General features: G+C 60.5%; 21 protein-coding genes. 13 read left to right on the top strand and 8 right to left on the bottom strand.

The annotated features are described in order from the left end of the window. Position 1 precedes the first annotated feature (1 nt). Entirely contained in the window at positions 2 to 730 is a 729-nt protein-coding gene (locus tag ACJ8PN_RS11600) for a proteasome-type protease (RefSeq protein ID WP_015376453.1), read from the top strand. A 29-nt stretch (positions 731 to 759) separates the two neighbouring features. Here the strand turns inward: ACJ8PN_RS11600 and ACJ8PN_RS11595 are convergent, their stop codons facing one another. After that, positions 760 to 3,150 (bottom strand): beta-N-acetylhexosaminidase, encoded by a 2,391-nt coding sequence (locus ACJ8PN_RS11595; RefSeq protein ID WP_442534955.1) that lies wholly within the window; start codon positions 3,148 to 3,150, stop codon positions 760 to 762. 211 nt (positions 3,151 to 3,361) lie between these two features. Then, the gene (gene mgtA, locus ACJ8PN_RS11590) at positions 3,362 to 6,070 is read right to left on the bottom strand and encodes a magnesium-translocating P-type ATPase (RefSeq protein ID WP_442534954.1); all 2,709 of its coding nucleotides are present in this window, start codon (positions 6,068 to 6,070) and stop codon (positions 3,362 to 3,364) included. Positions 6,071 to 6,493: 423 nt separating this feature from the next. On the opposite strand from mgtA, the gene treR reads away from it, so the two are divergent. From treR to treC, 3 genes are all read left to right on the top strand, one after another. Next, positions 6,494 to 7,441 (top strand): trehalose operon repressor TreR, encoded by a 948-nt coding sequence (treR, locus tag ACJ8PN_RS11585; RefSeq protein WP_015376450.1) that lies wholly within the window; start codon positions 6,494 to 6,496, stop codon positions 7,439 to 7,441. A 137-nt stretch (positions 7,442 to 7,578) separates the two neighbouring features. Next, on the top strand, positions 7,579 to 8,994 hold the full coding sequence (treB, locus tag ACJ8PN_RS11580; protein ID WP_048325896.1) for a PTS trehalose transporter subunit IIBC: 1,416 nt from the start codon (positions 7,579 to 7,581) through the stop codon (positions 8,992 to 8,994). Between the two features lie 197 nt (positions 8,995 to 9,191). After that, positions 9,192 to 10,856, top strand: a complete 1,665-nt coding sequence (gene treC / locus ACJ8PN_RS11575; RefSeq protein WP_442534953.1) for an alpha,alpha-phosphotrehalase — start codon at positions 9,192 to 9,194, stop codon at positions 10,854 to 10,856. A 28-nt stretch (positions 10,857 to 10,884) separates the two neighbouring features. Here treC and ACJ8PN_RS11570 read toward each other — a convergent pair whose 3' ends face one another. Further along, complete coding sequence (locus ACJ8PN_RS11570) at positions 10,885 to 11,409, bottom strand: NAD(P)H-dependent oxidoreductase (protein WP_171453234.1); 525 nt, start codon at positions 11,407 to 11,409, stop codon at positions 10,885 to 10,887. 106 nt (positions 11,410 to 11,515) lie between these two features. Between ACJ8PN_RS11570 and ACJ8PN_RS11565 the strand changes: the two genes are divergently transcribed. From ACJ8PN_RS11565 to nrdG, 3 genes are all read left to right on the top strand, one after another. Beyond that, positions 11,516 to 12,430, top strand: a complete 915-nt coding sequence (locus ACJ8PN_RS11565) for a LysR family transcriptional regulator (protein WP_442534952.1) — start codon at positions 11,516 to 11,518, stop codon at positions 12,428 to 12,430. Between the two features lie 244 nt (positions 12,431 to 12,674). After that, complete coding sequence (gene nrdD / locus ACJ8PN_RS11560) at positions 12,675 to 14,813, top strand: anaerobic ribonucleoside-triphosphate reductase (RefSeq protein WP_437189429.1); 2,139 nt, start codon at positions 12,675 to 12,677, stop codon at positions 14,811 to 14,813. A 168-nt stretch (positions 14,814 to 14,981) separates the two neighbouring features. Then, positions 14,982 to 15,446: an anaerobic ribonucleoside-triphosphate reductase-activating protein gene (gene nrdG, locus ACJ8PN_RS11555; RefSeq protein WP_116404086.1), complete on the top strand. Its 465-nt coding sequence runs from the start codon at positions 14,982 to 14,984 to the stop codon at positions 15,444 to 15,446. Positions 15,447 to 16,315: 869 nt separating this feature from the next. Here the strand turns inward: nrdG and ACJ8PN_RS11550 are convergent. From ACJ8PN_RS11550 to ACJ8PN_RS11530, 5 genes are all read right to left on the bottom strand, one after another. After that, positions 16,316 to 16,474 (bottom strand): hypothetical protein, encoded by a 159-nt coding sequence (locus ACJ8PN_RS11550; RefSeq protein WP_442534951.1) that lies wholly within the window; start codon positions 16,472 to 16,474, stop codon positions 16,316 to 16,318. 261 nt (positions 16,475 to 16,735) lie between these two features. Then, on the bottom strand, positions 16,736 to 17,002 hold the full coding sequence (locus ACJ8PN_RS11545) for a hypothetical protein (RefSeq protein ID WP_442534950.1): 267 nt from the start codon (positions 17,000 to 17,002) through the stop codon (positions 16,736 to 16,738). Beyond that, a complete protein-coding gene (locus ACJ8PN_RS11540) occupies positions 16,999 to 18,102 on the bottom strand; it encodes an AAA family ATPase (RefSeq protein WP_080033352.1) in 1,104 nt (367 codons plus the stop codon). Before ACJ8PN_RS11540 ends, ACJ8PN_RS11545 begins: the two co-directional genes overlap by 4 nt. Positions 18,103 to 18,168: 66 nt before the next feature. Next, positions 18,169 to 18,354 carry a hypothetical protein gene (locus tag ACJ8PN_RS11535; RefSeq protein ID WP_016929295.1) on the bottom strand — a complete coding sequence of 62 codons (186 nt, stop codon included), beginning with the start codon at positions 18,352 to 18,354 and terminating at the stop codon, positions 18,169 to 18,171. A gap of 41 nt (positions 18,355 to 18,395) precedes the next feature. After that, positions 18,396 to 19,451, bottom strand: a complete 1,056-nt coding sequence (locus ACJ8PN_RS11530) for a permease (protein ID WP_442534949.1) — start codon at positions 19,449 to 19,451, stop codon at positions 18,396 to 18,398. Between the two features lie 227 nt (positions 19,452 to 19,678). Between ACJ8PN_RS11530 and phnF the strand changes: the two genes are divergently transcribed. From phnF to phnK, 6 genes are read left to right on the top strand one after another with little or no spacing between them, the layout of a single operon-like run. Next, a complete protein-coding gene (gene phnF, locus ACJ8PN_RS11525; RefSeq protein ID WP_015376439.1) occupies positions 19,679 to 20,407 on the top strand; it encodes a phosphonate metabolism transcriptional regulator PhnF in 729 nt (242 codons plus the stop codon). Beyond that, on the top strand, positions 20,408 to 20,851 hold the full coding sequence (phnG, locus tag ACJ8PN_RS11520; RefSeq protein WP_016929298.1) for a phosphonate C-P lyase system protein PhnG: 444 nt from the start codon (positions 20,408 to 20,410) through the stop codon (positions 20,849 to 20,851). Positions 20,852 to 20,854: 3 nt separating this feature from the next. Next, positions 20,855 to 21,436, top strand: a complete 582-nt coding sequence (gene phnH / locus ACJ8PN_RS11515) for a phosphonate C-P lyase system protein PhnH (protein WP_351108859.1) — start codon at positions 20,855 to 20,857, stop codon at positions 21,434 to 21,436. Continuing rightward, on the top strand, positions 21,436 to 22,521 hold the full coding sequence (locus ACJ8PN_RS11510) for a carbon-phosphorus lyase complex subunit PhnI (RefSeq protein WP_351108856.1): 1,086 nt from the start codon (positions 21,436 to 21,438) through the stop codon (positions 22,519 to 22,521). Before phnH ends, ACJ8PN_RS11510 begins: the two co-directional genes overlap by 1 nt. Further along, entirely contained in the window at positions 22,514 to 23,374 is an 861-nt protein-coding gene (locus tag ACJ8PN_RS11505) for an alpha-D-ribose 1-methylphosphonate 5-phosphate C-P-lyase PhnJ (RefSeq protein WP_351108853.1), read from the top strand. Before ACJ8PN_RS11510 ends, ACJ8PN_RS11505 begins: the two co-directional genes overlap by 8 nt. Beyond that, a complete protein-coding gene (gene phnK / locus ACJ8PN_RS11500; protein WP_311265642.1) occupies positions 23,374 to 24,162 on the top strand; it encodes a phosphonate C-P lyase system protein PhnK in 789 nt (262 codons plus the stop codon). Before ACJ8PN_RS11505 ends, phnK begins: the two co-directional genes overlap by 1 nt. The last annotated feature ends 16 nt before the right edge of the window (positions 24,163 to 24,178 follow it).

Raw genomic sequence — 24,178 nt, 5'->3', positions numbered from 1 at the left:
TATGACCTACTGTGTGGCCATGCGTTTGTCGTCCGGGCTGGTCTTTGCGTCCGATTCGCGTACCAACGCCGGGGTGGATCATATTTCCACCTTCCGCAAACTGCACGTGTTCCAACAGGATGGCGATCGCACGCTGGTGCTGCAAAGCGCCGGCAACCTGGCGACCACCCAGAGCATCATCAGTTTGCTGTTGCACCGCAGCAAGGACGCCGAACGCCCCAACCTGCTCAACGCTCCCAGCCTCTACGACGCCGCCACGCTGGTGGGGGAAACGGTGCGCGAGGTGATCCAGCGCGACAGTGAGGCGCAGCAAAGCGGCAGCACCACCGATTTCAGCTGCAACCTGCTGCTCGGCGGCCAAATTAGCGGGGAAGAGATGCGGCTGTTCCATATCTACCCGCAAGGCAATTTTATCGAAGCCACCCGCGACACGCCCTATTTTCAGATCGGCGAAAGCAAATACGGCAAACCGATCATCGACCGGGTGCTGCACTACGACACGCCGCTGGAACAAGCGATGCAATGCGCGCTGATTTCACTGGATTCAACCTTACGCAGCAACCTGTCCGTCGGGCTGCCGCTCGACGTGATGATCTACCCGCGCGACAGCTTCAGTCATGCCCGGCAATACCGCATTACCGAAGATCATCCGTACTTCAGCGCCATCCGCAAGGGCTGGGGCGAAGGGCTGGTCAGCATTTTCACCCAGTTGCCGCCGCTCCAGCTGTAGGGTTCCGGGCTCACACGAGCCCGTCCGCCTCATTGCACCTGCATCCCGCGCAGCAGCGCCTCCAGCGGGTATACCGCCGCAATCACCACTTCGTCGCGCGTCTGCGCCGCCGCATCCAGCTGGCGCTGTGCTTGTTCGGCTTCGGCCCGGCTCAGCGGTTTGCCCTGCTGATGGCGCTCCAGCAGCGTTAAGCCCAGCATGGCCAAAGCATCGACATCCTGCGCCACCGGCGCCAGCTCCCGCAGCGCGCGGTTGCCCGCGATCGCCGTCTGCAGCGCAGCGCCGTTCGCCTGCCAGCGCTGCAGCCGTTCGCGCAGCGCCTGCGCCGCCGCCTTATCGCGCTTATCCTTCAGCAAAGCCGCGACCTGCGCATGCATCTCGCGCACCGCACCACTCTCCGGCGGCAGCGCATCGGCAAAGCGATTCAGCGGTTCGAACTGATGATAGTTGCCGGCCTGGAACTTCAGGTGCTGGCGGGTGTAATACTGCGCCGGCTCCACCGCCTCGGCCAGGATCTGCAGCGGCATGATCTGCACGCTGTGACTCAGCCGGGTGAATTCGCGCGCCGTTTCCGCGTGCTGCTGCAGGCCGACCGACACCACCGACCAGGCGTCGATCGCCGCCAGCCGCCGGTACATGTTGTTCTCATCGGTGACGTCCTGCGCCGACCACAGCCGCTCCGCCACCGCAAAGGCGCGCGGCCACAGCTTGAGATCGAGCAGCGGCGCGCGCACGTTTTCCGCCCACAGCGCCGCTTCCCCGCCGAGGATCTTGGCCTGCCCCTTCTCATCCGGCACCACCGGCATCTTGCCCGCCGGCGCCGCCGCCAGCTTGTCGCCGCTGGTGGGATAACGCACGTTGCCGACCAGCGTATAGCCGCTGAGCTTGTCCTGTTGCAGCGTAAACACCGGCCGTGTGTCGCCCATCCAGGTATCGACGCGGAACGTCACCTGCTGCGGCGTGCGCCAGACGATGTCGTGCACCGCGCGGCGCGACTTGCCGTTGAAATCGATAAAGCCGCGCCAGCCCTGCTTGCCCTCGATCAGCGTGAAGCTGCCCTCCACCGCGCTGCCCTTCAGGCGCGGCATGCTGAAACGCCAGCTTTGCGCCTGCTCGCCGGGTTGCACCGCCGTTTCGACCCCCAGCGGCTGCGGCAGAATTTCATTGCGGTAGTGATAGGCGGTGCTTTGCGGCTGATCGAGATAGAAACCGGTAGAGAGAATGCCCTGATAGCCATCCTGCGCGCTGGCGCCCAGCGAGTCTTGCCCCTGCCAGGATTGAATGACGATCGAGCGCGGCAGCGACGGGTGGTAGATCTCATCCCAGCCGACCATCTGCCGCTGGTGCTTCTCGAGGATCTTTTCCAGCTTCTGGTTGAAGTAGGCCTGCAGCGCATGGGTATCCGCCAGCCCGTTCTGCTGCATAAACGCCTGTATCGACGGTGACGCTCGCCACTGGCTGGCGTCCACTTCGTCACCGCCGATGTGCAGATAAGGATCGGGGAAGATCTCTGCCAATTCACCGACGATCGTGTCGACAAACTGATAAACCTCGTCGCGGGTCGGATCGAGCGTCGGCTTATGCACGCCCCACTCGCGCTCCATGCGATACGGCCCCGGCGCGCTCATCAGCTCGGGATAGGCCACCGCGATGCTGGAGGCGTGCCCCGGCATGTCTATCTCCGGCACCACGCGAATGCCGCGCGCCGTGGCGTAAGCCACCACCTGCCGCATTTGTTCACGGGTGTAAAACAGGCCGTCGCTGGCCTGCTGCTGCAATTTGGGGTAATGCTCGGAGGCGAAGCGCCAGCCCTGATCGTCGGTCAGGTGCCAGTGGAATACGTTGAGCTTGGCCGCCGCCATGCCGTCAAGCTGGCGCAGAATGTCCGGCAGCGGCAGGAAATGGCGCGCCGAATCCAGCAGCACGCCGCGCCACGGAAAACGCGGCACGTCGCGAATATCCACCAATGGCAGGAAAGTGTTTTGCCCGTCGGTCTGCAGCAGCTGCAGCAGGGTCTCCATGCCGCGCAGCGCGCCGAAGCGGGTGTTGGCGGTCAGCGTGGCGCCCTGCGGCGTGACCGCCAGCCGGTAACTCTCATCGCTGCCCGGCAGCGGCTGCGCCGCCACCCGATCCTTGATCACCACCTTGATCGCCGCGCCGTTCGCTTCTTCCCTCGGTGCCAGCGTCCAGCCGGTCTGCAGTTCGATGCGCTGGCGCCAGCGCGGCAGCGCGTCGCCCAAATCATCGCCCTGGAGGCTTAACGACAGCCGGTGATCCAAAATCAGTTTGCCCGCCGGTTGCGTCACGTCCACCTGCTGCGGCCAGGGCATCAGCGGCAGATCACCCGCCGGCTGCGCCAGCGCGCCGCAAGAAAACCATAACGATGAAGCCAGTAGCGTATAACGGAAAGGTCGGTGCATCGGAAATTCCTCAGAGGAAAAAAACAAAATATCCCCAATGAATTTCAAACCACCGCTAGGCGATAAACAACAACGCGGTGGCTTGAAAGGCGCAGGGAAAAACAGCCAACGCTGTAGATAAAGACTCAGCACAGAACAGATGTCCAACCGTTGCGGTGAAAAAGCGGACGGGATCACAGTTGCCCCCTCCCGGCCGGAGGGGGCGAACGGGTTATTGCCAGCCGTAGCGGCGCACGAACCAGCCTTTCACGCACTGGGTCAGCACCATGTAACCGGCGAGGATCAGCACCAGCCACGGGAAGTAGGCGAGCGGCAGCGCCTGCAGCTGCAGGAAGCCGGCCAGCGGCGAGAACACCAGGCCGATGCCGGTGGCGATCACCGCCAGCGTCATGATGCACAGCGGCCAGGACGGGCGGCTCTGGATAAACGGAATTTTGCGCGTGCGGATCATGTGCACGATCAGCGTTTGCGACAGCAGCCCTTCCACGAACCAACCGGACTGGAACAGCGTCTGCATTTCCGGCGTATTGGCCTTGAACACCCACCACATCAGGCTGAAGGTCAGCACGTCGAAGATTGAACTGATCGGCCCAAAGAACACCATAAACCGCCCCAGATCGGCGGAGTTCCAGCGCTGCGGCTGGGTGATCTGATCGTCGTCGACGTTATCGAACGGGATGGCGATCTGCGAGATGTCGTACATCAGGTTCTGAATCAACAGGTGCAGCGGCAGCATTGGCAGGAACGGCAGGAAGGCGCTGGCGATCAGCACGCTGAACACGTTGCCGAAGTTGGAGCTGGCGGTCATCTTGATGTATTTCAGCATGTTGGCGAAGGTGCGGCGCCCTTCGATCACTCCCTGTTCCAGCACCATCAGGCTTTTTTCCAGCAGGATGATGTCCGCCGCTTCCTTGGCGATGTCCACCGCCGAATCGACGGAGATGCCGATATCGGCCGCGCGCAGCGCCGGCGCGTCATTGATGCCGTCGCCCATAAAGCCCACCACGTGCCCCTGGCGGCGCAGCAGTTTGACGATGCGCTCCTTGTGCAGCGGCGTCAGCTTGGCGAACACCGTGGTGCGCGCCGCCGCCTGCGCCAGCTGCTCGTCGTCCATCTGCTCGATCTCGCTGCCGCGCAGCAGGTGATCGGCCTCGAGCCCGACGTCACGGCACACTTTGGCGGCCACCAGCTCGTTGTCGCCGGTGAGGATCTTCACCGTGACGCCGTTCTGTTTCAGCGCCGCCAGCGCCGGTGCGGTGCTCTCCTTCGGCGGATCGAGGAAGGCGACGTAGCCTTCGAGGATCAGATCCGATTCATCCGCCACGCCGTATTCATGGGTTTGCGCCGGCAGGATCTTGTTGGCCACCGCCACCACCCGCAGCCCCTGCTGGTTGAGATCGTCGGTGATGCGGCGAATGCGCGCCAGCAGCGCCTCGCTGAGCGGGATCACCTCGTCTTCGTGGCGCACGTGGCTGCAAATCGCCAGCATCTCTTCCAGCGCGCCCTTGCACACCAGCTCGTGATACGCGTTGTCTTTGGCCACCACCACCGACATGCGGCGGCGCACGAAATCGAACGGGATCTCATCCACCTTGCGGTAGTTTTGCAGCGCCTCCGGCTGCCGATTCTGCTCCGCGCAGCTCAGCACCGCCACGTCGAGCAGGTTTTTCAGCCCGGTCTGGTAGAAGCTGTTCAGCCAGGCGTAGCGCAACACCCGCTCGCTGCCGGCGCCGAACGCATCGGTGTGGCGCTCCAGCACGATCTTGTCCTGGGTCAGGGTGCCGGTCTTGTCGGTGCACAGAATATCCATCGCGCCGAAGTTCTGGATGGCGTCCAGCCGTTTGACGATCACCTTCTGGCGCGACAGTTTCACCGCCCCTTTGGCCAGCGTCGAGGTGACGATCATCGGCAGCATCTCCGGCGTCAGCCCGACCGCTACCGACAGCGCGAACAGCGCCGCTTCCCACCAGTCACCCTTGGTGTAGCCGTTGATCAGCAGCACGATCGGCGTCATCACCAGCATAAAGCGGATCAGCAGCCAGCTGACCTTGCTGATGCCGCTCTGGAAGGCGTTCGGCTGTTCATCCTGGCTGGTGACGCGCTGCGCCAGCTGGCCGAAATAGGTGCTGCCGCCGGTGCCGATCACCATCGCCAGCGCGGTGCCGCTGACCACGTTGGTGCCCATGAAGCACAGGTTCCGGCAGTCGAGCGGATCGGCCGCCGGCAACTGCGGCGCGGCGGATTTTTCCACCGGCAGCGATTCGCCGGTCAGCGCCGCCTGGCTGATGAACAGATCCTTGGCCGACAGCACGCGCAGATCCGCCGGGATCATGTCGCCGGCCGCCAGCTTGATGATATCGCCCGGTACCAGCTGCGCGATCGGCAGCTCCACATGCTCGCTCCTGCCGGTGAGCGCATCGCTGCGGATCACCGTGGCGGTGTTGCTCACCATCGCTTTCAGCGCATCGGCCGCCCGGTTGGAGCGCGCCTCCTGGATGAAGTTCAGCAGCGTGGAGATCAGCACCATCAGCGCGATCACCAAGGCGCCGGTGAGATCTTCGGTGGCGTAAGAGATCATGCCGAGCGCGGTCAGCAGCAGGTTGAACGGGTTGCGGTAGCAGTGCCAGAGGTGTTGCCACCAGGCCTCTTTTTGCTGATCGTCGATGACGTTCTCGCCGCAGCGCCGGCGCACCTGTTCCGCCTCATGTGCGGTGATGCCTTCCGGGTGGCTGTGAAAACGCTCAAACAGCTGCATCGTCTCTGCGGCGGCGCATTCCAGCCGCTGCTGCGCCAGGCCGGCAGGCATATCGCGCGCAGCGCCGCTGACGCCGTCCAGCAGGCTGTCGCGGCGCACCAAACGGCGCGGAAGGCCGCGGGCGAACAGGCCCAGCAGCTGACGGGGGAGTTTTTTCAGTTTCATGATTCGCACCTCTTCGCCCGGTGCCTCACGGCAGCGGGTAAACGGGGATCGTCATCGGCCGGGCGGATGGCGCGCACGCCAAAAAGCCTCTGCCCATGCAGATCCTTATTCTTTTTTTCAGCAGCAGGAGCGAACGACGAAGCGCGCGCCACCGGTTACCGTGATGTACTTCACCGGTAAAACAGCAGCGCCAGGCGGAGAGGTTTACCGGTGAACCGAGTGAGTGTCTAAAGCAGTCGGGTCGGGGTCCATATGGGGTATAACCTCCGGTAAAGGGAAAAACAGAGCGGCAGGAGCGGCCGTTCAGCGCAGTGCAACAATCCCGTTTTGCCTCAAGATCCGCGTGGGAAAATGAGCTATGCTGACGGGCATTGTTTTACAGGCCATTATGCTACGCCTGTCCACCTCAACGAAAAGTAAACCATGCAAAACCGGCTGACCATCAAGGACATCGCGCGCCTGAGCGGCGTAGGCAAATCCACCGTCTCACGCGTGCTGAACAATGAAGGCAGCGTGAGCCCGCAAACCCGCGAACGGGTGGAAGCGGTGATCCGTCAGCAAGGGTTTACCCCCTCCAAGTCGGCGCGCGCCATGCGCGGCCAGAGCGACAAAGTGGTGGGCATCATCGTTTCCCGTCTCGACTCACCGTCAGAGAACCAGGCGGTGCGCACCATGCTGCCGCTGCTGTATCAGCAGGGCTTCGACCCGATCGTGATGGAGAGCCAGTTCGAAACCCGCCTGGTGCAGGAGCACCTGCACGTGCTGCGCCAGCGCAACGTCGACGGCGTGATCCTGTTCGGCTTCACCGGCCTGACCGCGGCGATGCTCAAGCCGTGGCAGGAAAAAATGGTGGTGATGGTGCGCGAATACGACGGCTTTTCGTCCGTCTGCTACGACGACGCCGGCGCGGTGAACCTGCTGATGGATCGCCTGTATCGGCAGGGGCATCGGCATATCGGCTATCTGGGGGTGCAGCTCAGCGACGCCACCACCGGCCAGCGCCGCTACCAGGCCTATCTCGACGCCTGTGAACGCCTCACGCTCACGCCGCGCGCCACGCTGGGCGAGCTGAGTTACCAGAGCGGTTTCCAGCACGCCGCCGAAGTGATCGATGCGCACACCAGCGCGCTGATCTGCGCCTCCGACAGCATCGCCCTCGGCGCGATCAAGTACCTGCAGCAGCAGCCGGCGCGCGCCATTCAGGTATGCGCCATCGGCAACACCCCGCTGCTCAGCTTCTTGTTCCCCGACACTCTGTCGGTGGAGTTCGGCTACGGCAGCGCCGGCCTGCTGGCCGCGCAGCAGCTGCTGGCGCAGCTCAGCGGCGAACAGGGGATCCGCCGCCTGGTGGTGCCCAGCAAACTGTCCTGACGATCTGCTTAGAAGTTGACCATTTTTTGTCATTTTGTGATCCTCGCCCCAAACCGGGAACGTTCCCATTTCATTCAAAAAGCCGAGTGGCTAAGCTTTGATCATTACTCAGTCAACACCTCTGCAGGTATCCCATAATGAGCAAAGTAAAACAGCAGGATATTGATCGCCTGATTGTTTTGGTCGGCGGCCGCGAGAACATCGCCACCGTCAGCCATTGCATTACCCGGCTGCGTTTCGTCCTCAATGACCCCAGCAAGGCCAGCCCAAAGGAAATCGAAGAGCTGCCGATGGTCAAAGGCTGCTTCACCAACGCCGGGCAGTTCCAGGTGGTGATCGGCACCGACGTCGGCGACTACTATCAGGCGCTGATCGCCAGCACCGGCGTCAACGAGGCCGACAAGGAACAGGCCAAGGTGGCCGCGCGCCAGAACATGACCTGGACCGAGCGCACCATCTCCCACTTCGCCGAGATCTTCTTTCCGCTGCTGCCGGCGCTGATCAGCGGCGGTCTGATCCTCGGCTTCCGCAACGTGATCGGCGACATCCCGATGTCCGGCGGCCAAACGCTGGCGCAGATGCACCCGGCGTGGAAAACCGTTTACGACTTCCTGTGGCTGCTGGGTGAAGCGATCTTCATGTTCCTGCCGGTGGCCATCTGTTGGTCGACGGTGAAAAAGATGGGCGGCACGCCGGTGCTCGGCATCGTGCTGGGCGTCACCCTGGTGTCGCCGCAGCTGATGAACTCCTACCTGCTCGGCCAGCAAACGCCGGAAGTGTGGAACTTCGGCTGGTTCGTGATCCAGAAAGTCGGCTATCAGGCGCAGGTGATCCCGTCGATCCTGGCGGGCATGGCGCTGGGCTGGATCGAAACCCGGCTGAAAAAGATCGTCCCCGACTATCTCTATCTGGTGGTGGTGCCGGTGGTTTCGCTGCTGCTGGCGGTGTTCCTGGCGCACGCGCTGATCGGGCCGTTCGGCCGCATGATCGGCGACGGCGTCGCCTGGGCGGTGAAAGCGGTGATGACCGGCAGCTTCGCGCCGGTGGGCGCCGCGCTGTTCGGCTTCCTGTATGCGCCGCTGGTGATCACCGGCGTGCACCAGACCACGCTGGCCATCGACATGCAGATGATCCAGAGCATGGGCGGCACCCCGGTATGGCCGCTGATTGCGCTGTCCAACATCGCGCAGGCCTCGGCAGTGCTCGGCATCATCATCATCAGCCGCAAGGCCAACGAGCGTGAAATCTCAGTGCCGGCGGCGATCTCCGCCTACCTCGGCGTGACCGAACCGGCGATGTACGGCATCAACCTCAAATACCGCTTCCCGATGCTGTGCGCGATGATCGGCTCCGCCTTCGCCGGCCTTATCTGCGGGCTGGACGGCGTGATGGCCAACGGCATCGGCGTCGGCGGCCTGCCGGGCATCCTGTCTATCAAGCCGCAGTTCTGGCTGATTTACTCGCTGGCGATTCTGGTGGCGATCGTCATCCCGCTGGTGCTGACCATCATGGTCTACAAACGCAAGGCCGCGCGCGGCGAGCTGCCGGTTTGATTCACGCAAAATACGCAACATGAATGTAGGGGCTGGAAATACCCTATAGCTTTCGAGCTGCAGCTAGGCGGCAAGGGTGCAAATCCCCAGGAGCTTACTCAAGTAAGTGACTGGGGTGCAGCGCCAGCAGCCAACAACGCTGCAGTTTGAAAGATGAAGGGTACGGGCCCGTTGTCACGATTCAAAGGTATTGATCTATGAGCAACCCAACCCCCTGGTGGCAGAACGGCGTCATCTACCAAATTTATCCGAAGAGTTTTCAGGACAGCACCGGCAACGGCTACGGCGATTTGGCCGGCGTGACCCGGCGGCTGGACTATCTGCAGGAGCTGGGCGTGGACGCCATCTGGCTGACGCCGGTCTACGTGTCGCCACAGGTGGACAACGGCTATGACGTGGCGGACTACTGCGCCATCGATCCGGCTTACGGCATGATGGCCGACTTCGAGCAGCTGGTCGCCGCCGCCCACCAGCGCGGCATCCGCATCGTGATGGACATGGTGTTCAACCACACTTCGACCGAACACCCGTGGTTCAAGGCCGCGCAGGATCGCCACAGCCCGTATCGTCAGTTCTACGTCTGGCGCGACGGCGAAGGCGATACGCCGCCGAACAACTGGCGCTCCAAGTTCGGCGGCAACGCCTGGCAGTGGCACGCCGACAGCGGCCAGTACTACCTGCACCTGTTCGCCGCCGAGCAGGCGGATCTCAACTGGGAGCACCCGCCGGTGCGCGAAGAGCTGAAGAAAGTGTGCCAGTTCTGGGCGGACAAAGGCGTCGACGGCCTGCGCCTCGACGTGATCAACCTGGTGTCCAAGCAGCAGGATTTCCCGTCCGACTGCCAGGGCGACGGCCGCCGCTTCTACACCGACGGCCCGCGCATCCACGAGTTCCTGCAGGAGATGAGCCGCGACGTGTTCCAGCCGCGCGGCCTGATGACGGTGGGCGAGATGTCCTCCACCACGCTCGAACATTGCCAGCAATACGCGGCGCAGAGCGGCGAAGAGCTGTCGATGACCTTCAACTTCCACCACCTGAAGGTGGACTACGCCGGCGGCGAAAAATGGACGCGGGCGGCGCCGGATTACGTGGAGCTGAAGCAGATCTTCCGCCACTGGCAGCAAGGAATGCATAACCGCGCCTGGAACGCGCTGTTCTGGTGCAACCACGATCAGCCTCGCATCGTGTCACGCTTCGGCGATGAAGGCGCACTGCGAGTGCCGGCCGCCAAAATGCTGGCGATGGTGCTGCACGGCATGCAGGGCACGCCTTATATCTACCAGGGTGAAGAGATCGGCATGACCAACCCCGGCTTCCGTGCCATTGAACAGTATCGCGACGTGGAAAGCCTGAACATGTACGCTGAACTGCGCGCTCAGGGCCGCAGCGACGCCGAACTGCTGGCGATCCTGGCCGACAAATCGCGCGACAACGGCCGTACGCCGATGCAGTGGAGCGCCGCGCCGCACGCCGGTTTCACCACCGGCACGCCGTGGATCGGCTGCGCCGAGAACTACCCGCAGATCAACGCCGAAGCGGCGCTGGCCGACCTCGACTCGGTGTTTTACGCCTACCGCCAGCTGATCACCCTGCGCAAGCAGTACCCGCTGCTGACCCACGGCGACTATCAGGATCTGGCGCCGGAACACCCGGCGCTGTGGTGCTATCAGCGCAGCTGGAATGGCCAGCGCCTGCTGGTAGCGGCCAACCTGAGCCGCGAGCCGCAGGCCTGGACGGCGGCGGGCGTGGAGCCTTCCGCCCAGTGGCGCCCGCTGATGAGCAACTACAGCGACTCGGCAGACCAGCCGCAGGCGCTGACGCTGCGGCCGTTCGAAGCGGTGTGGTGGCTGCTCGAAGACTAACCCCGCAGGGCGCGGCGAGCGCTGCGCCCTACCATTTCCCCAGCAGCGCTACCACCCCGGCGGCCTCTTGCGCCAGGCGTTCATCGCTCATGTCGAACACACCCTGCACCAGATGCGGCGGCAGATAATCCATGCCGGTCAGGTTGGCCATGGCGTGGAACGGCAGCAGCAGATCCTGCACCGGATAACGGTTATACCCTGCCGGCGTGTAGGCCTGCGCGTTGCCGCCGGTGCTCACCACCAGCTGCAGCGGCTTGCCGTGCAATTGGGTGCCTTCGCTGCCGTAGGCAAAACCGTAGGTTAATACCGCATCCTGCCATTCGCTGAGGATCGCCGGTGAGCTGTACCAATAAAACGGGAACAGCATCACTACCGCATCATGGCTCTGCAGCAGCGCCTGTTCGCGCGCCACGTCGATGCGGTAATCCGGGTACGCGCGGATCAGTTCGTGAACGGTCACGTTGGGCAGCGGGCGTACGGCCTCGATCAACGCCTTATTAATGCGCGACTCGTCGGGGGTGCGGTGGGCGGTTAACACTAAAATGCGCGACATACATGATTCCTCGAACGTAAAGAAGATGAGGCATTTTTCCATTTCCGCCGCTGCGGGTGTAGGCTGTTAGAGGTCACTTCAATTTCAACCAAAAGTATCAACCACTATGTCGCTGCCCTTTGACGTGCACCGCCTGCTGCCGGCCTTCCTCGCCGCCGCGCAGGCGCAAAATTTCTCCGCCGCCGCTCGCCAGCTGGGCGTGACGCCGGCGGCGGTCAGCAAAAACATCCGCGCGCTGGAAGAGAAGCTGGCGCTGCGGCTGTTTCAGCGCAACACCCACAACGTGCTGCTGACCGACGAGGGCAAAGCGCTGCTGGCGCAGGTGGCGCCGCTGTGGCAGGCGTTGGCGGCCACGCTGGAGAGCGCCGGCGGTGAACGGCAGGCGCCGGCCGGGGTGGTGCGCGTCAGCATGATCCCCGGCTTCGGCCGCCAGATGCTGATGCCGTTGATCCCGCAATTTTTGGCGCGCTATCCGCAGATCGATCTCGATCTGTCGCTGGACGCCCGGGTGGTGAACCTGGTGGGCGAAGGCTTCGACGTCGGCATCGGCAGCCGGGTCGATCCCGACAGCCGGCTGGTGGCCCGCCCGCTCTACCCAATGCACATGGTGCTGGCGGCGTCGCCGGACTATCTGGCGCGGCGCGGTGAGCCGCAAACGCCGCACGATCTGCTGCGCCACGACTGCCTGCTGCACCGCAACCCGGGCAACGGCCGCCACGTCAAATGGCAGCTGCGCCATCAGGGCGAAACGCTGGCGCTGGATCTGAACGGCCGGCTGGTGGTCAGCCGGCCGGAGATGTTGCTGGATGCGGCGCTGGCCGGGCTCGGTATCGTCAACCTGGCGCGCTGGTACGTTGAAAAGCACTTCGAACAAGGCACGCTGCGGCCGGTGCTGGCGCAATGCTGGCCGCGCCCGGTGCAGCTGTGGCTCTATTACGCCTCGGCGGATCTGCCGCCGCGGGTGCGCGTCTGGGTCGATTTTCTGCTGGAGCATTTTCGCGATCGGCTAACCGGCGATTGACGACTGTTCAGCTTGCACACGCTCTTCCGTTTTCCTTGTTCTACATCAAAAGAATCGCGCCAATATCTATATATAGTGCATTAAGAATTGCGAACACCTATATATAGTAGTTATCCACAAAATCATCCACACACCGCCACAGCCCTTGCGCGCTGCGGCTTTGCCCTGTGGATAAGCGAAATTTGACGGTTGCTCGCCACGCCAGGCGGGTATGAACGCTCCCTCGGGGAACAAGGAGTACAACGTGAAACCAGTAGTGATTAAGCGGGACGGTTGCCAGGTACCTTTTGACGAAGCGCGCATCGCGCAGGCCATCGAGCGCGCCGCGCTGGCGGTGGGCGTGGTCGATGCCGACTACTGCGCCACCGTCGCCCGCGTGGTCGCTCAGCGCATGGAGCAGCAGCCGCGCGTCGATATCCACGAGATCCAGCAGGCGGTGGAAAACCAGCTGATGGCCGGCGAGTACAAACAGCTGGCGCGCGCCTATATCGAATACCGCCACGATCGCGACGTGGCGCGCGAGCTGCGCGGCCGCCTGAATCAGGAAATTCGCGGCCTGGTCGAGCAGAGCAACCGCGCGCTGCTGAACGAAAACGCCAACAAGGACAGCAAGGTGATCCCCACCCAGCGCGACCTGCTGGCGGGCATCGTCGCCAAACACTACGCCAAGCAGCACATCCTGCCGCGCGACGTGGTGCTGGCCCATGAACGCGGCGAAATTCACTACCACGATCTCGACTACTCGCCGTTCTTCCCGATGTTCAACTGCATGCTGATCGATCTGAAAGGCATGCTGACCAACGGCTTCAAGATGGGCAACGCCGAGATTGAGCCGCCGAAGTCGATCTCCACCGCCACCGCCGTGACCGCACAGATCATCGCCCAGGTCGCCAGCCATATTTATGGCGGCACCACCATCAACCGCATCGATGAAATTCTGGCGCCGTTCGTCGACGAGAGCTTCCGCAAACACCTGCAGGTGGCGGAAGAATGGCAGATCCCGGACGCCAAAGGCTATGCCATGGCGCGCACCGAGAAAGAGTGTTACGACGCCTTCCAGTCGCTGGAGTACGAGGTCAATACCCTGCACACCGCCAACGGCCAGACGCCGTTCGTCACCTTCGGCTTCGGCCTCGGCACCAGCTGGGAGTCGCGCCTGATCCAGCGCTCGATCCTGAAAAACCGCATCGCCGGGCTGGGCAAAAACCGCAAGACCGCCGTGTTCCCCAAACTGGTGTTCGCCATCCGCGACGGCCTCAACCACCAGTACGGCGATCCGAACTACGACATCAAGCAGCTGGCGCTGGAGTGCGCCAGCAAGCGCATGTACCCGGACATCCTCAACTACGATCAGGTGGTGAAGGTGACCGGCTCGTTCAAAACGCCGATGGGCTGCCGCAGCTTCCTCGGCACCTACGAGCAGGACGGGGAGCTGGTGCACGACGGCCGCAACAACATCGGCGTCATCAGCCTCAACCTGCCGCGCATCGCGCTGGAGGCGATGGGCGATGAGTCGCGCTTCTGGGCGCTGCTGGATCAGCGCCTGCAGCTGGCGAAAAAGGCGCTGATGACGCGCATCGCCCGGCTGGAAGGCATCAAGGCGCGGGTGGCACCAATCTTGTACATGGAAGGCGCCTGCGGCGTGCGGCTCAAGGCCGACGACAATATCGCCGAGATCTTCAAGAACGGCCGCGCCTCGATTTCGTTGGGCTATATCGGCCTGCACGAGACCATCAACGCGCTGTTCGGCGGCGAAAACCACGTGTATGACGACGAAGCGCTGCGCGCCAAAGCGGTGGCGATCGTCGCGCGGCTGCGCGCCGCCGTCGACGCCTGGAAAGACGAGACCGGTTACGGCTTCAGCCTCTACAGCACGCCGAGCGAAAACCTGTGCGATCGCTTCTGCCGGCTGGACACCGCCGATTTCGGCGTGGTGCCGGGCGTCACCGACAAGGGTTATTACACCAACAGCTTCCACCTCGACGTGGAGAAGAAGGTCAATCCGTACGACAAGCTGGACTTCGAAGCGCCCTACCCGCCGTTGGCCAGCGGCGGCTTCATCTGCTACGGCGAATACCCGAACCTGCAGCACAACCTGAAGGCGCTGGAAGACGTATGGGACTACAGCTACACCCGGGTGCCTTACTACGGCACCAACACGCCGATCGACGAGTGCTACGAATGCGGCTTCACCGGTGAATTCTCCTGCACCAGCAAGGGCTTCACCTGCCCGAAATGCGGCAACCACGATTCGGCCAAGGTCTCGGTCACCCGCCGGGTGTGCGGCTATCTCGGCAGCCCCGATGCCCGGCCGTTCAACGCCGGCAAGCAGGAAGAGGTGAAACGCCGGGTGAAACACCTCGGCAACGGGCAGCTCGGCTAAAAAGCGCCGTGCAACCTAGGCAGAAGCCTGTTCATCAGGCGTGATTGTCGCCGCCAGTTTGCCTTCGGCCAGCGCGCACCAACCGCAGCGTACACGCAGTACGTGAGGATTGGGAGCACTGCCCGGAGGCAAAATGGCCAGTAAAATAGCCTGATGGGCAGGCCTCACATGAATTATCACCAGTATTACCCGATCGACGTCGTCAACGGCCCCGGCACCCGCTGCACGCTGTTTGTCGCCGGCTGCGTGCACCAATGCCCCGGCTGCTACAACAAAAGCACCTGGCGGCTCAACTCCGGCCAGCCGTTTACCCCGGCGCTGGAAGACCGCATCATCGCCGATCTGAACGATGCGCGCGTGCCGCGCCAGGGGCTGTCGCTCTCCGGTGGCGATCCGCTGCATCCGGCCAACGTGCCGAGCATCTTGAAGCTGGTGAAACGAGTGCGCGCCGAGTGCCCCGGCAAGGATATCTGGCTGTGGACCGGCTACCGGCTGGCGGAGCTGGACGCACAGCAAATGCAGGTGGTGGACAGAATCAACGTGCTGATCGACGGCAAGTTCGTGCAGGATTTGAAGGACCCAGCGCTGATCTGGCGCGGCAGCAGCAACCAGGTGGTGCATAGGTTGCGTTGAGTTGATAACACGCGTCTCAGCATGTGTTAATCCAAAGTTGCTCAGACACAGCTACGACATGGAGACAATCTGATGGGTGGATCTGAGCCAGAGGCAGTTACTCATCCCAACCTAATTGTTTGAAAAATTTCAGTTAGTGCCGTATCTATTCACTTTTGCTAATAGTTGATTATTCTTCAAGTATAATATTACCGGTAACATTTGATGACAACTTGGGTGGACATACTCAATAGAGCAGTAAATATTTTTTGGTGGTATAATACATTTATCATTTCAAAAATGAATCACAAACATAAATTCGAAAAGGGTAAAGTCGCCATTATTATGGCGCCCTATAATCAGAAAGCACTCAAAACTTTATGTCACCTAACTATTGATTCTTGATAACTGAATGGATTAGAAATAAGGGATAAAATGGTAAAATCTAACCAAATAACGTAAAAATCAATTAAATTAATTTTATCATTTCAAAAAACAACAATTGCAAAGTCGATACTTTTAGGTTTTATATCAACATCGTTCGGGTTGATAGCCTAAGTTGATTATTTAAAATGAATGCGACAAAAACTTTATAATTGTAAAGTTGACATTGATAAGACAGACATAGAAAAAGTAAGAACCACGTTACTTTACAAACGAAAACCCCTGTTTAATTCTTTGTCTGATGACTATAATAAATTTAAGCAATAAATTTTTAAGAAGAATAATAAACGGTTAAAGAAATCATAAACTTCATTCATTTTTACAAGCAGTCATCATACTATGCTAGTGATGACGACTGTATGGACTAGGAGTATAATCAGTATTTATGCCACCTGATTAAAAAGTTATAACTTAAATTATTTCCATTCAATTATACTTATTTAAAGTTAAGTATTTTTCACCAACGCTTGTAGTAAATCATTGATGGAATCTGATGGCACACTACCTTTTGACTGTATGAATTGGCTAAGTTTTTGTGCGGCCTGAGCGACGACTGGATTTACTGTCGCTTTCACCTCAAACTCGCTGACTTGCTGTAACAGCATACTGCAAATTTTCCTTCCTTGTGTAGTTTTACCTATATAAGCACGAAAATGCAGGTGATTAGTCTGAACCACCAGTCGCTCAACATGTTGAGAAAAAATGTGATGACGTGGATGATAACATGCCCATGTTCTTGTGTGTTGTCGATATCCGTTCCCAGCAGGTAGGGGCAACGAATAAAAATCGTTTGCTGCTTTAATCATATTACATGTCATACATACTCGAACTAGATTTTCTTCTACAAATGTGAATTGCGGGTATATTTAGCTTGGTAAAATATGATCAACATTAGAATTGCTATTATGAAATATTCTGTCTTGACAATATCCACAACGATTTGAAAGTCCATGTACATAGCTAGTAATTGCATCATAGACTCGTCTTCCAACAGGACCATCATTATATAACTTCGCCCATAATTTAATTGTCCCATTGCGCGATTCATCATAATAATAAATTGCCTTATTCGTTGCTTCTTTGATTTTTCTTTTTTGCGAATAAGATTTGCGAACCTCCCTCAGAAGTTTCATTCAGTCTCTATCTCCTCTCCCTGAAGGTTAGCCGGTTTAGACATCGCAATCAAATCCCTGATAGCCATCTCAAAGTCCTCGATTGTTCGCTTAATATCTTCGCTGTCCTTTTCTGTATGAGATGCAAGCTTAAGCTTTTTTTTAAAATTCTCAACGGATGCAAGAGTTGATGTCTCGGCTCTATTATATCTTGCCCTGTTAATATTCTCACTGGTTAGGATTTCAATGGTTTTTGTAACAATAGTAGCAAACTCTTCGAATATATATTTATTATCAGGAGGGATTGTATTGAAATTTTTATATAGAATACGCTCAACATTGAACTCATCATCCATTATTCTAATCAGTTCCCCAGCGGACAAATTATAACAATCAGCTCCAGCTTGCAATGCGCTTGAAATTATTACCGGCGAGTGAGTAGCAATATAACAGTTAACGTCATCTTTTAAAGATAGTAATGGATGAAAAATTTCAGGCCACTTAACTTGCCATTCAACGTGCAAGCTAACTTCAGGCTCATCAATAAAGTAGCATACACCCTGATTAATTGATGTAACTATTTTTAAAGCGGTGTTAATTATGTATTGCTCACCAGAACTCAAGTCAGAAAAGGGGTATGGAGTACCATTTTTGTAAAAAACAGCCTCAAAAGGACGCTCTTTAGCAACAAGTATCTCTTTATTTACTGTTGCAAAATCACTTGTTAACTCTTGTGTGTTAAACGGTTGAGTCTTAGAAAACTTTGTTTTTCTATAACTAATACCAAACTTTCCTTCAAACCCTATTTCTTCAAGAAAATTCATTAATGCCGGACACAAATCTGTGTCTAGTATTGCAAGATAAAGTATCACAGCATTTGCTGCTAAGGTGCCATTGTGAGTACCGTTTCCGACGGTTCTATTCCCCAAGTAACGATATGACCCATTGGCCGTTTTCTTAATTTGAGATCTAAATTTGAATTTATCCGATACACCAGAAGCAATCACTACTACATCTCGACTTTCTGAGAGCCGCTCCGCATTCTCTTCTAATGCTCGACTTTTTCCTGAACCATTGTTACCAATAATATAAGTGAACTTATTATTTTCAGCGAATTCCATATTTTTACCGAGATAAAGTTAGTAAAAAAAACCAAAGATAACATTCTTAACGAGTATAACTCAACATCATCCTCGATAGCGCCCCCGAATTTTCGCTTTGAATATAGCCATTCGTTTTTCTGCCTCCGAATGGCTGAGATAAACCGCGGTGCCGTTTCTTAAGCGTTCAAGGGCGGCATCCACCCTTTCACGCAACGCTTGCTCTAGGAATATCGCCTCTACGTCCATTTCGGGTTTATTCCGCTGTTCCATTCTCATTTCCTCCTTTGAGACAGCATCAAGTCACGAATCCGTTACACCAACCCCATCCCCACCACGCCGGTCAGTACGCCGCACAGCGCCACCAGCGCTGCCGTCAGGCACAGCGCCTGGGCGGAGAAGGTTTTGTTGAGCATCAGCAGCGAAGGCAGGCTGACCGCCGGCAGGGTCATCAGCAGCGCCAGCGCCGGGCCTGCGCCCATGCCCGCCAGCATCATGGTCTGTACGATCGGGATCTCCGCCGCGGTGGGGATAACGAACAGGCAGCCGACGATCGCCAGGCCGATGATCCACAGCAGGCTATTGTCGACGGCGCCGTCGGCGTGCGGGAACAGCCAGACCCGCGCCGCGCCCAGCGCCAGCACCGCCAGCACGTAGATCGGGATGGTCGACCAAAACAGCGCCCACAGCGCTTTGCCCCAGCGAGCGAGGAACGGCTGCTCGTCGTTCTGCGCCATCATCAGCGGCGGCTGCGGCGCGGCGGGCTGCGGATCGTTGGCGGTCACGCGCTGCACCAGCCAGGCGATGCCCAGCACCATCACCACGCCCGCCACCAGGCGGATAGCGGCGAACGGCCAACCGAGCACAAACCCCATGAACACCAGCGTCGCCGGGTTCAATACCGGGTTGGCGAGCCAAAAGGCCAGCGCGGCGCCGCTGGATACCGACTGGCGGCGCATGCCGGCGGCAACCGGTGCGGCGCAGCAGGTGCACATCATGCCCGGCAGCGCGATCAGCGCCCCCAGCACGGTGCCGGAAAAACGCCGATGGCCGAGCGTGCGCACCAGCCAGTCGCGCGGGATCAGCACCTGCACCAGCGAGCCTAACAGCACCCCGAGCAGCGCCGCCTTCCACACCGCGGTGAAGTAGACCAGCGCATACTGCCAGGCCGCCAGCCAGGGGCTTGCGGCGCCGTCGGCCAGGATCGATTTACCGATCGAGTGGCTGTCCGCCGCCACGAAGGCCTTGCCGTAGTAAGGCTGCCATTTGACGTAGTAGAGGCCGACGGCCACCACCAGCAGAAACAGGATCGGTTTCCACAGCGGCCAGGCGCGTGGGGCGGGTTCAGGGGCATTCAGAGATTGCGGCATGGTAGCGGCCAGAGTCAGTCAACAGTGGCGCCAGCATAGCGCGCCGCCGCCGCCCGTGCACGCCTGGGCTGTCCTAAATAGTTCATCTGTTCGCCACCGAGGCGTAACGCGATTGTCATCTGCGCCCGTCACCATGATGCCGACGTGAAAACCACAGGGTAGACGCCCGATGAAACGCACCGCTTCCGCCTTCATCGCACCGCCATCGGCATGACGAGGTTTTTATTATGATGGAGTTATCTAGACATCCGACCACTTACCCCACCCGCTATCAGCAGATCGCCGCGCAGCTGGAACAGGAGCTGCGCACGCAGTACCGCTGCGGCGACTACCTGCCTTCGGAACAGCAGCTGGCCGAGCGCTATCAGGTCAATCGCCACACCCTGCGCCGCGCGGTGGATCAGCTGGTGGAGCGCGGGTGGCTGCAGCGCCGCCACGGCGTCGGCATTCTGGTGCTGATGCGGCCTTATGACTACCCGCTGCACGCCAACACCCGCTTCAGCCAGAACCTGTTCGAGCAGGGCAGCCACCCCACCAGTGAGCGCTTACTCGCTGTATTGCGCCCGTGCAATGGGCATGTCGCCAGCGCACTCTCGCGTGAAGAAGGCGAAATGGTGATCCACCTGCGCACCCTGCGCCGGGTCAACGGCGTGCCAATGAGCGTGATCGACCACTATCTGCCCGATCTGGACTGGTGGCCGGCGCTGCAGCAGTTCCACAGCGGTTCGCTGCACCAGTTTATCGAACAGCACCTCCAGCAGCCGCTGACCCGCCGCCAGACGCGCATCAGCGCGCGCCGCGCGCAGGCCAAAGAGAGCCGGCTGCTGGAGATCGCCACCCACGCGCCGCTGCTGTGCGTGCGCACCCTTAACGTCCGCAGCGGTGGCGAAGACGTGGCGGAATACTCCGTCAGCCTGGCCCGCGCCGACATGATTGAACTGACGATGGAGCACTGAATGCACGCCTTAGAGTCGAGACAACGCTGGATGTCGGTGCTGGCGCACAGCCGGCCCGAGCAGCTGCGCAGCCACTGGCAGGCGCTGAACCTCAGCCCGGGTTACCGCAGCATCCGCGCGCCGGAGATCGGCCTGGCCCAGCTGCAGGGGCGCATGGGCGCCACCGGCCGCCGCTTCGTGCTGGGGGACATGACCGTCACCCGCGCGGTGGTGCAGCTGGACAACGGCGGCTACGGCTACAGCTACATCGCCGGGCGCGACAAGGCGCACGCCGAGCTGTGCGCGCTGGCCGATGCGCTGCTGCAACAGCCGGAGCACGGCGAACGCCTGCAACAACAGCTGATCGCGCCGCTGGCCGCGCTGCAGCACGAGCAGCGCCAGCTGCGCGCCCGGGCGATCGCCGCCAGCCGGGTGGACTTCTTTACGCTGGTGCGAGGGGATTAAGCCATGAGTTTATTGACCGGTTTTGAACAACCGATAGACCAATCGCAGCACGCTTTCCGTTTGATTCTTAAAGCCTTAAGCGAACCGGGCCACCGGGTGACGCTGCCGAACGGCCCGGCCTGGGCGCCGCTGAACGCCGCCAGCACCGCCGCGCTGCTGACGCTGGCCGATCAGGAAACGCCGCTGCAGCTGTGCGCTGCGCTTAAAAGTGAGCAAGTGCTAACAAACATTCGTTTTCACAGCGGCGCGCCGCTGGCCGCCACGGCGCAGGAGGTCTGTTTTGCCCTGTTCGATGAGCACGTGCAGGCCGCCGATCTGCAGGCGTTGCCGCACGGCACTGAAATCTCGCCAGAGTTCGGCGCCACGGTCATCGTGCAGCTCGCCGAGCTGGAGAACGGCGCCGCGCTGCGCCTGACCGGCCCCGGCATCGAGAATCATCGCCTGATTGCGCCGCGCCTGCCGCCGGCGCTGCTGGATTACCTGGTCAACCGCCCGCAGCGCTTCCCGCTGGGGCTGGATATTTTGCTGACCTGCGGCGATCGCCTGCTGGCGATCCCGCGGACCACCCGCGTGGAGGTGTGCTGATGTACGTAGCGGTAAAAGGGGGCGAAAAAGCCATTGAGGCCGCCCATCAGCTGCAGGAACAGCTGCGGCGCGGCGACGAGGCGCTGCCGGCGATCGGCGCGAAACAAATCGAACAGCAGCTGGGGCTGGCGGTAGATCGGGTGATGACCGAAGGCGGCATCTACGATCGCGAGCTGGCGGCGCTGGCCATCAAACAGGCCAGCGGCGATCTGGTGGAAGCGATTTTCCTGCTGCGCGCCTATCGCACCACCCTGCCGCGCCTGGCGGTCAGCGAGCCGCTGGCCAGCGAAAACATGCGGCTGGAGCGGCGCATCTCGGCGGTTTACAAGGACTTGCCCGGCGGGCAGGTGCTGGGGCCGACCCACGACTACACCCACCGGCTGCTGGACTTCGCGCTGCTGGCGGAAGACGAGGCACCGCGTGCGCCGCAGGCCGACGAACCGCTGCCGGACAACTGTAGCCACGTGTTCGATCTGTTGTGTCGCCAGCAGCTGGCACGCGAGGAACAGGACGACGGCAGCGCGCCGGACGACATCACCCGCAACCCGCCGGTTTACCCCTGCTCGCGCTCGGCGCGCCTGCAGCAGCTGGTGCGCGGCGACGAAGGCTTCCTGCTGGCGCTCGGCTACGCCACCCAGCGCGGCTACGGCCGCAACCACCCGTTCGCCGGCGAGATCCGCACCGGCCACGTTTCGGTGGAGATCGTGCCTGAAGAGCTCGGTTTCGCTATCGATATCGGCGAAATCCTGCTGACCGAGTGCGAAATGGTCAACGGCTTCGTCGATCCCAAGGACCATCCGCCGCACTTCACCCGTGGTTACGGGCTGGTGTTCGGCCGCGCCGAACGCAAGGCGATGGCGATGGCGCTGGTGGATCGCGCATTGCAGAGCCCGGACTACGGCGAAGGCGTCGCCGGCCCGGCGCAGGACGAAGAGTTCGTGCTGGCCCACACCGACAACGTCGAGGCCGCCGGCTTCGTCTCCCATCTCAAGCTGCCGCACTACGTCGACTTCCAGGCCGAACTGGAGCTGCTCAAGCGGCTGCGACAGGAATACAGCGAGCGTCAGGAGGCCCGCGATGAGTGAAATATTGACCGGCTATAACCTCGGTTATCTGGACGAGCAGACCAAGCGCATGATCCGCCGCGCCATCCTCAAGGCAGTGGCGATCCCCGGCTATCAGGTGCCGTTCGGCGGCCGTGAAATGCCGATGCCCTACGGCTGGGGCACCGGCGGCATTCAGCTCACCGCCAGCGTCATCGGCCGCGCCGACGTGCTGAAGGTGATCGATCAGGGCGCCGACGACACCACCAACGCGGTGTCGATCCGCCGCTTCTTCCAGCGCGTCGCCGGGGTGGAAACCACCGAACGCACGCCGGAGGCCACGCTGATCCAGACCCGTCACCGCATTCCGGAAACCGCGCTGCGCGAAGATCAGATCCTGATCTATCAGGTGCCGATCCCGGAGCCGTTGCGCTTTATCGAACCGCGCGAAACCGAGACCCGCAAGATGCACGCGCTGGAGGAGTACGGCGTGATGCAGGTGAAGCTGTACGAAGACATCGCGCGCTACGGCCATATCGCCACCACCTACGCCTACCCGGTGAAGGTCAACGATCGCTACGTGATGGATCCGTCGCCGATCCCGAAATTCGACAACCCAAAAATGCACATGATGCCGGCGCTGCAGCTGTTCGGCGCCGGGCGCGAGAAACGCATCTACGCCCTGCCGCCGTTCACCAAGGTGGAGAGCCTGGACTTCGACGACCATCCGTTCAGCGTGCAGCAGTGGGACGAACCCTGCGCGCTGTGCGGCTCGCGCCACAGCTATCTCGACGAGGTGGTGCTCGACGATCGGGGCAACCGCATGTTCGTCTGTTCGGACACCGACTACTGCCGGCAGCAGCTGGCGCAATCTTCGCAAGAGGCGCAGCACTGATGACTTCCACCCTTTTGAGCACCACTCCGCTGCTGTCGGTGAACCGGCTCACCCACCTGTACGCCCCCGGCAAGGGCTTCAGCGACGTGTCGTTCGACATCTACCCCGGTGAAGTGCTGGGCATCGTCGGCGAATCCGGCTCCGGCAAAACCACGCTGCTGAAGTCGATCTCGGCGCGGCTGGCGCCGCAGCGCGGGCAGATCCTTTACCGCCCGCAGGCGGACCAGGAGCACGACCTGTACGCCATGGCGGAGAGCGATCGCCGCCGCCTGCTGCGCACCGACTGGGGCGTGGTGCACCAGCACCCGCTCGACGGGCTGCGGCCGCAGGTCTCCGCCGGCGGCAACATCGGCGAGCGGCTGATGGCCATCGGCCAGCGCCACTATGGCGACATTCGCCGCCAGGCCAGCCAGTGGCTGGAAGACGTCGAGATCCCGCTGTCGCGCCTCGACGATCTGCCGACCACCTTCTCCGGCGGCATGCAGCAGCGGCTGCAGATCGCCCGCAATCTGGTCACCCACCCCAGGCTGGTGTTTATGGATGAACCGACCGGCGGGCTGGACGTGTCGGTGCAGGCGCGCCTGCTCGATCTGCTGCGCAATCTGGTGGTGGAGATGCAGCTGGCGGCGGTGATCGTCACTCACGATCTCGGCGTGGCGCGGCTGCTGGCCCACCGCCTGCTGGTGATGAAACAGGGCGAAGTGGTGGAGAGCGGCCTGACCGACCGGGTGCTGGACGATCCGCACCATCCCTACACCCAGCTGCTGGTTTCTTCGGTGCTGTCGTAACCCAAGGCGATAACAG

Source organism: Serratia sp. CY76391 (genome assembly GCF_052166695.1).
GTDB lineage: Bacteria > Pseudomonadota > Gammaproteobacteria > Enterobacterales > Enterobacteriaceae > Serratia > Serratia nematodiphila.
Note: the sequence above shows the minus strand (reverse complement) of the source record. Positions and strands in the feature narration are given on the sequence as shown.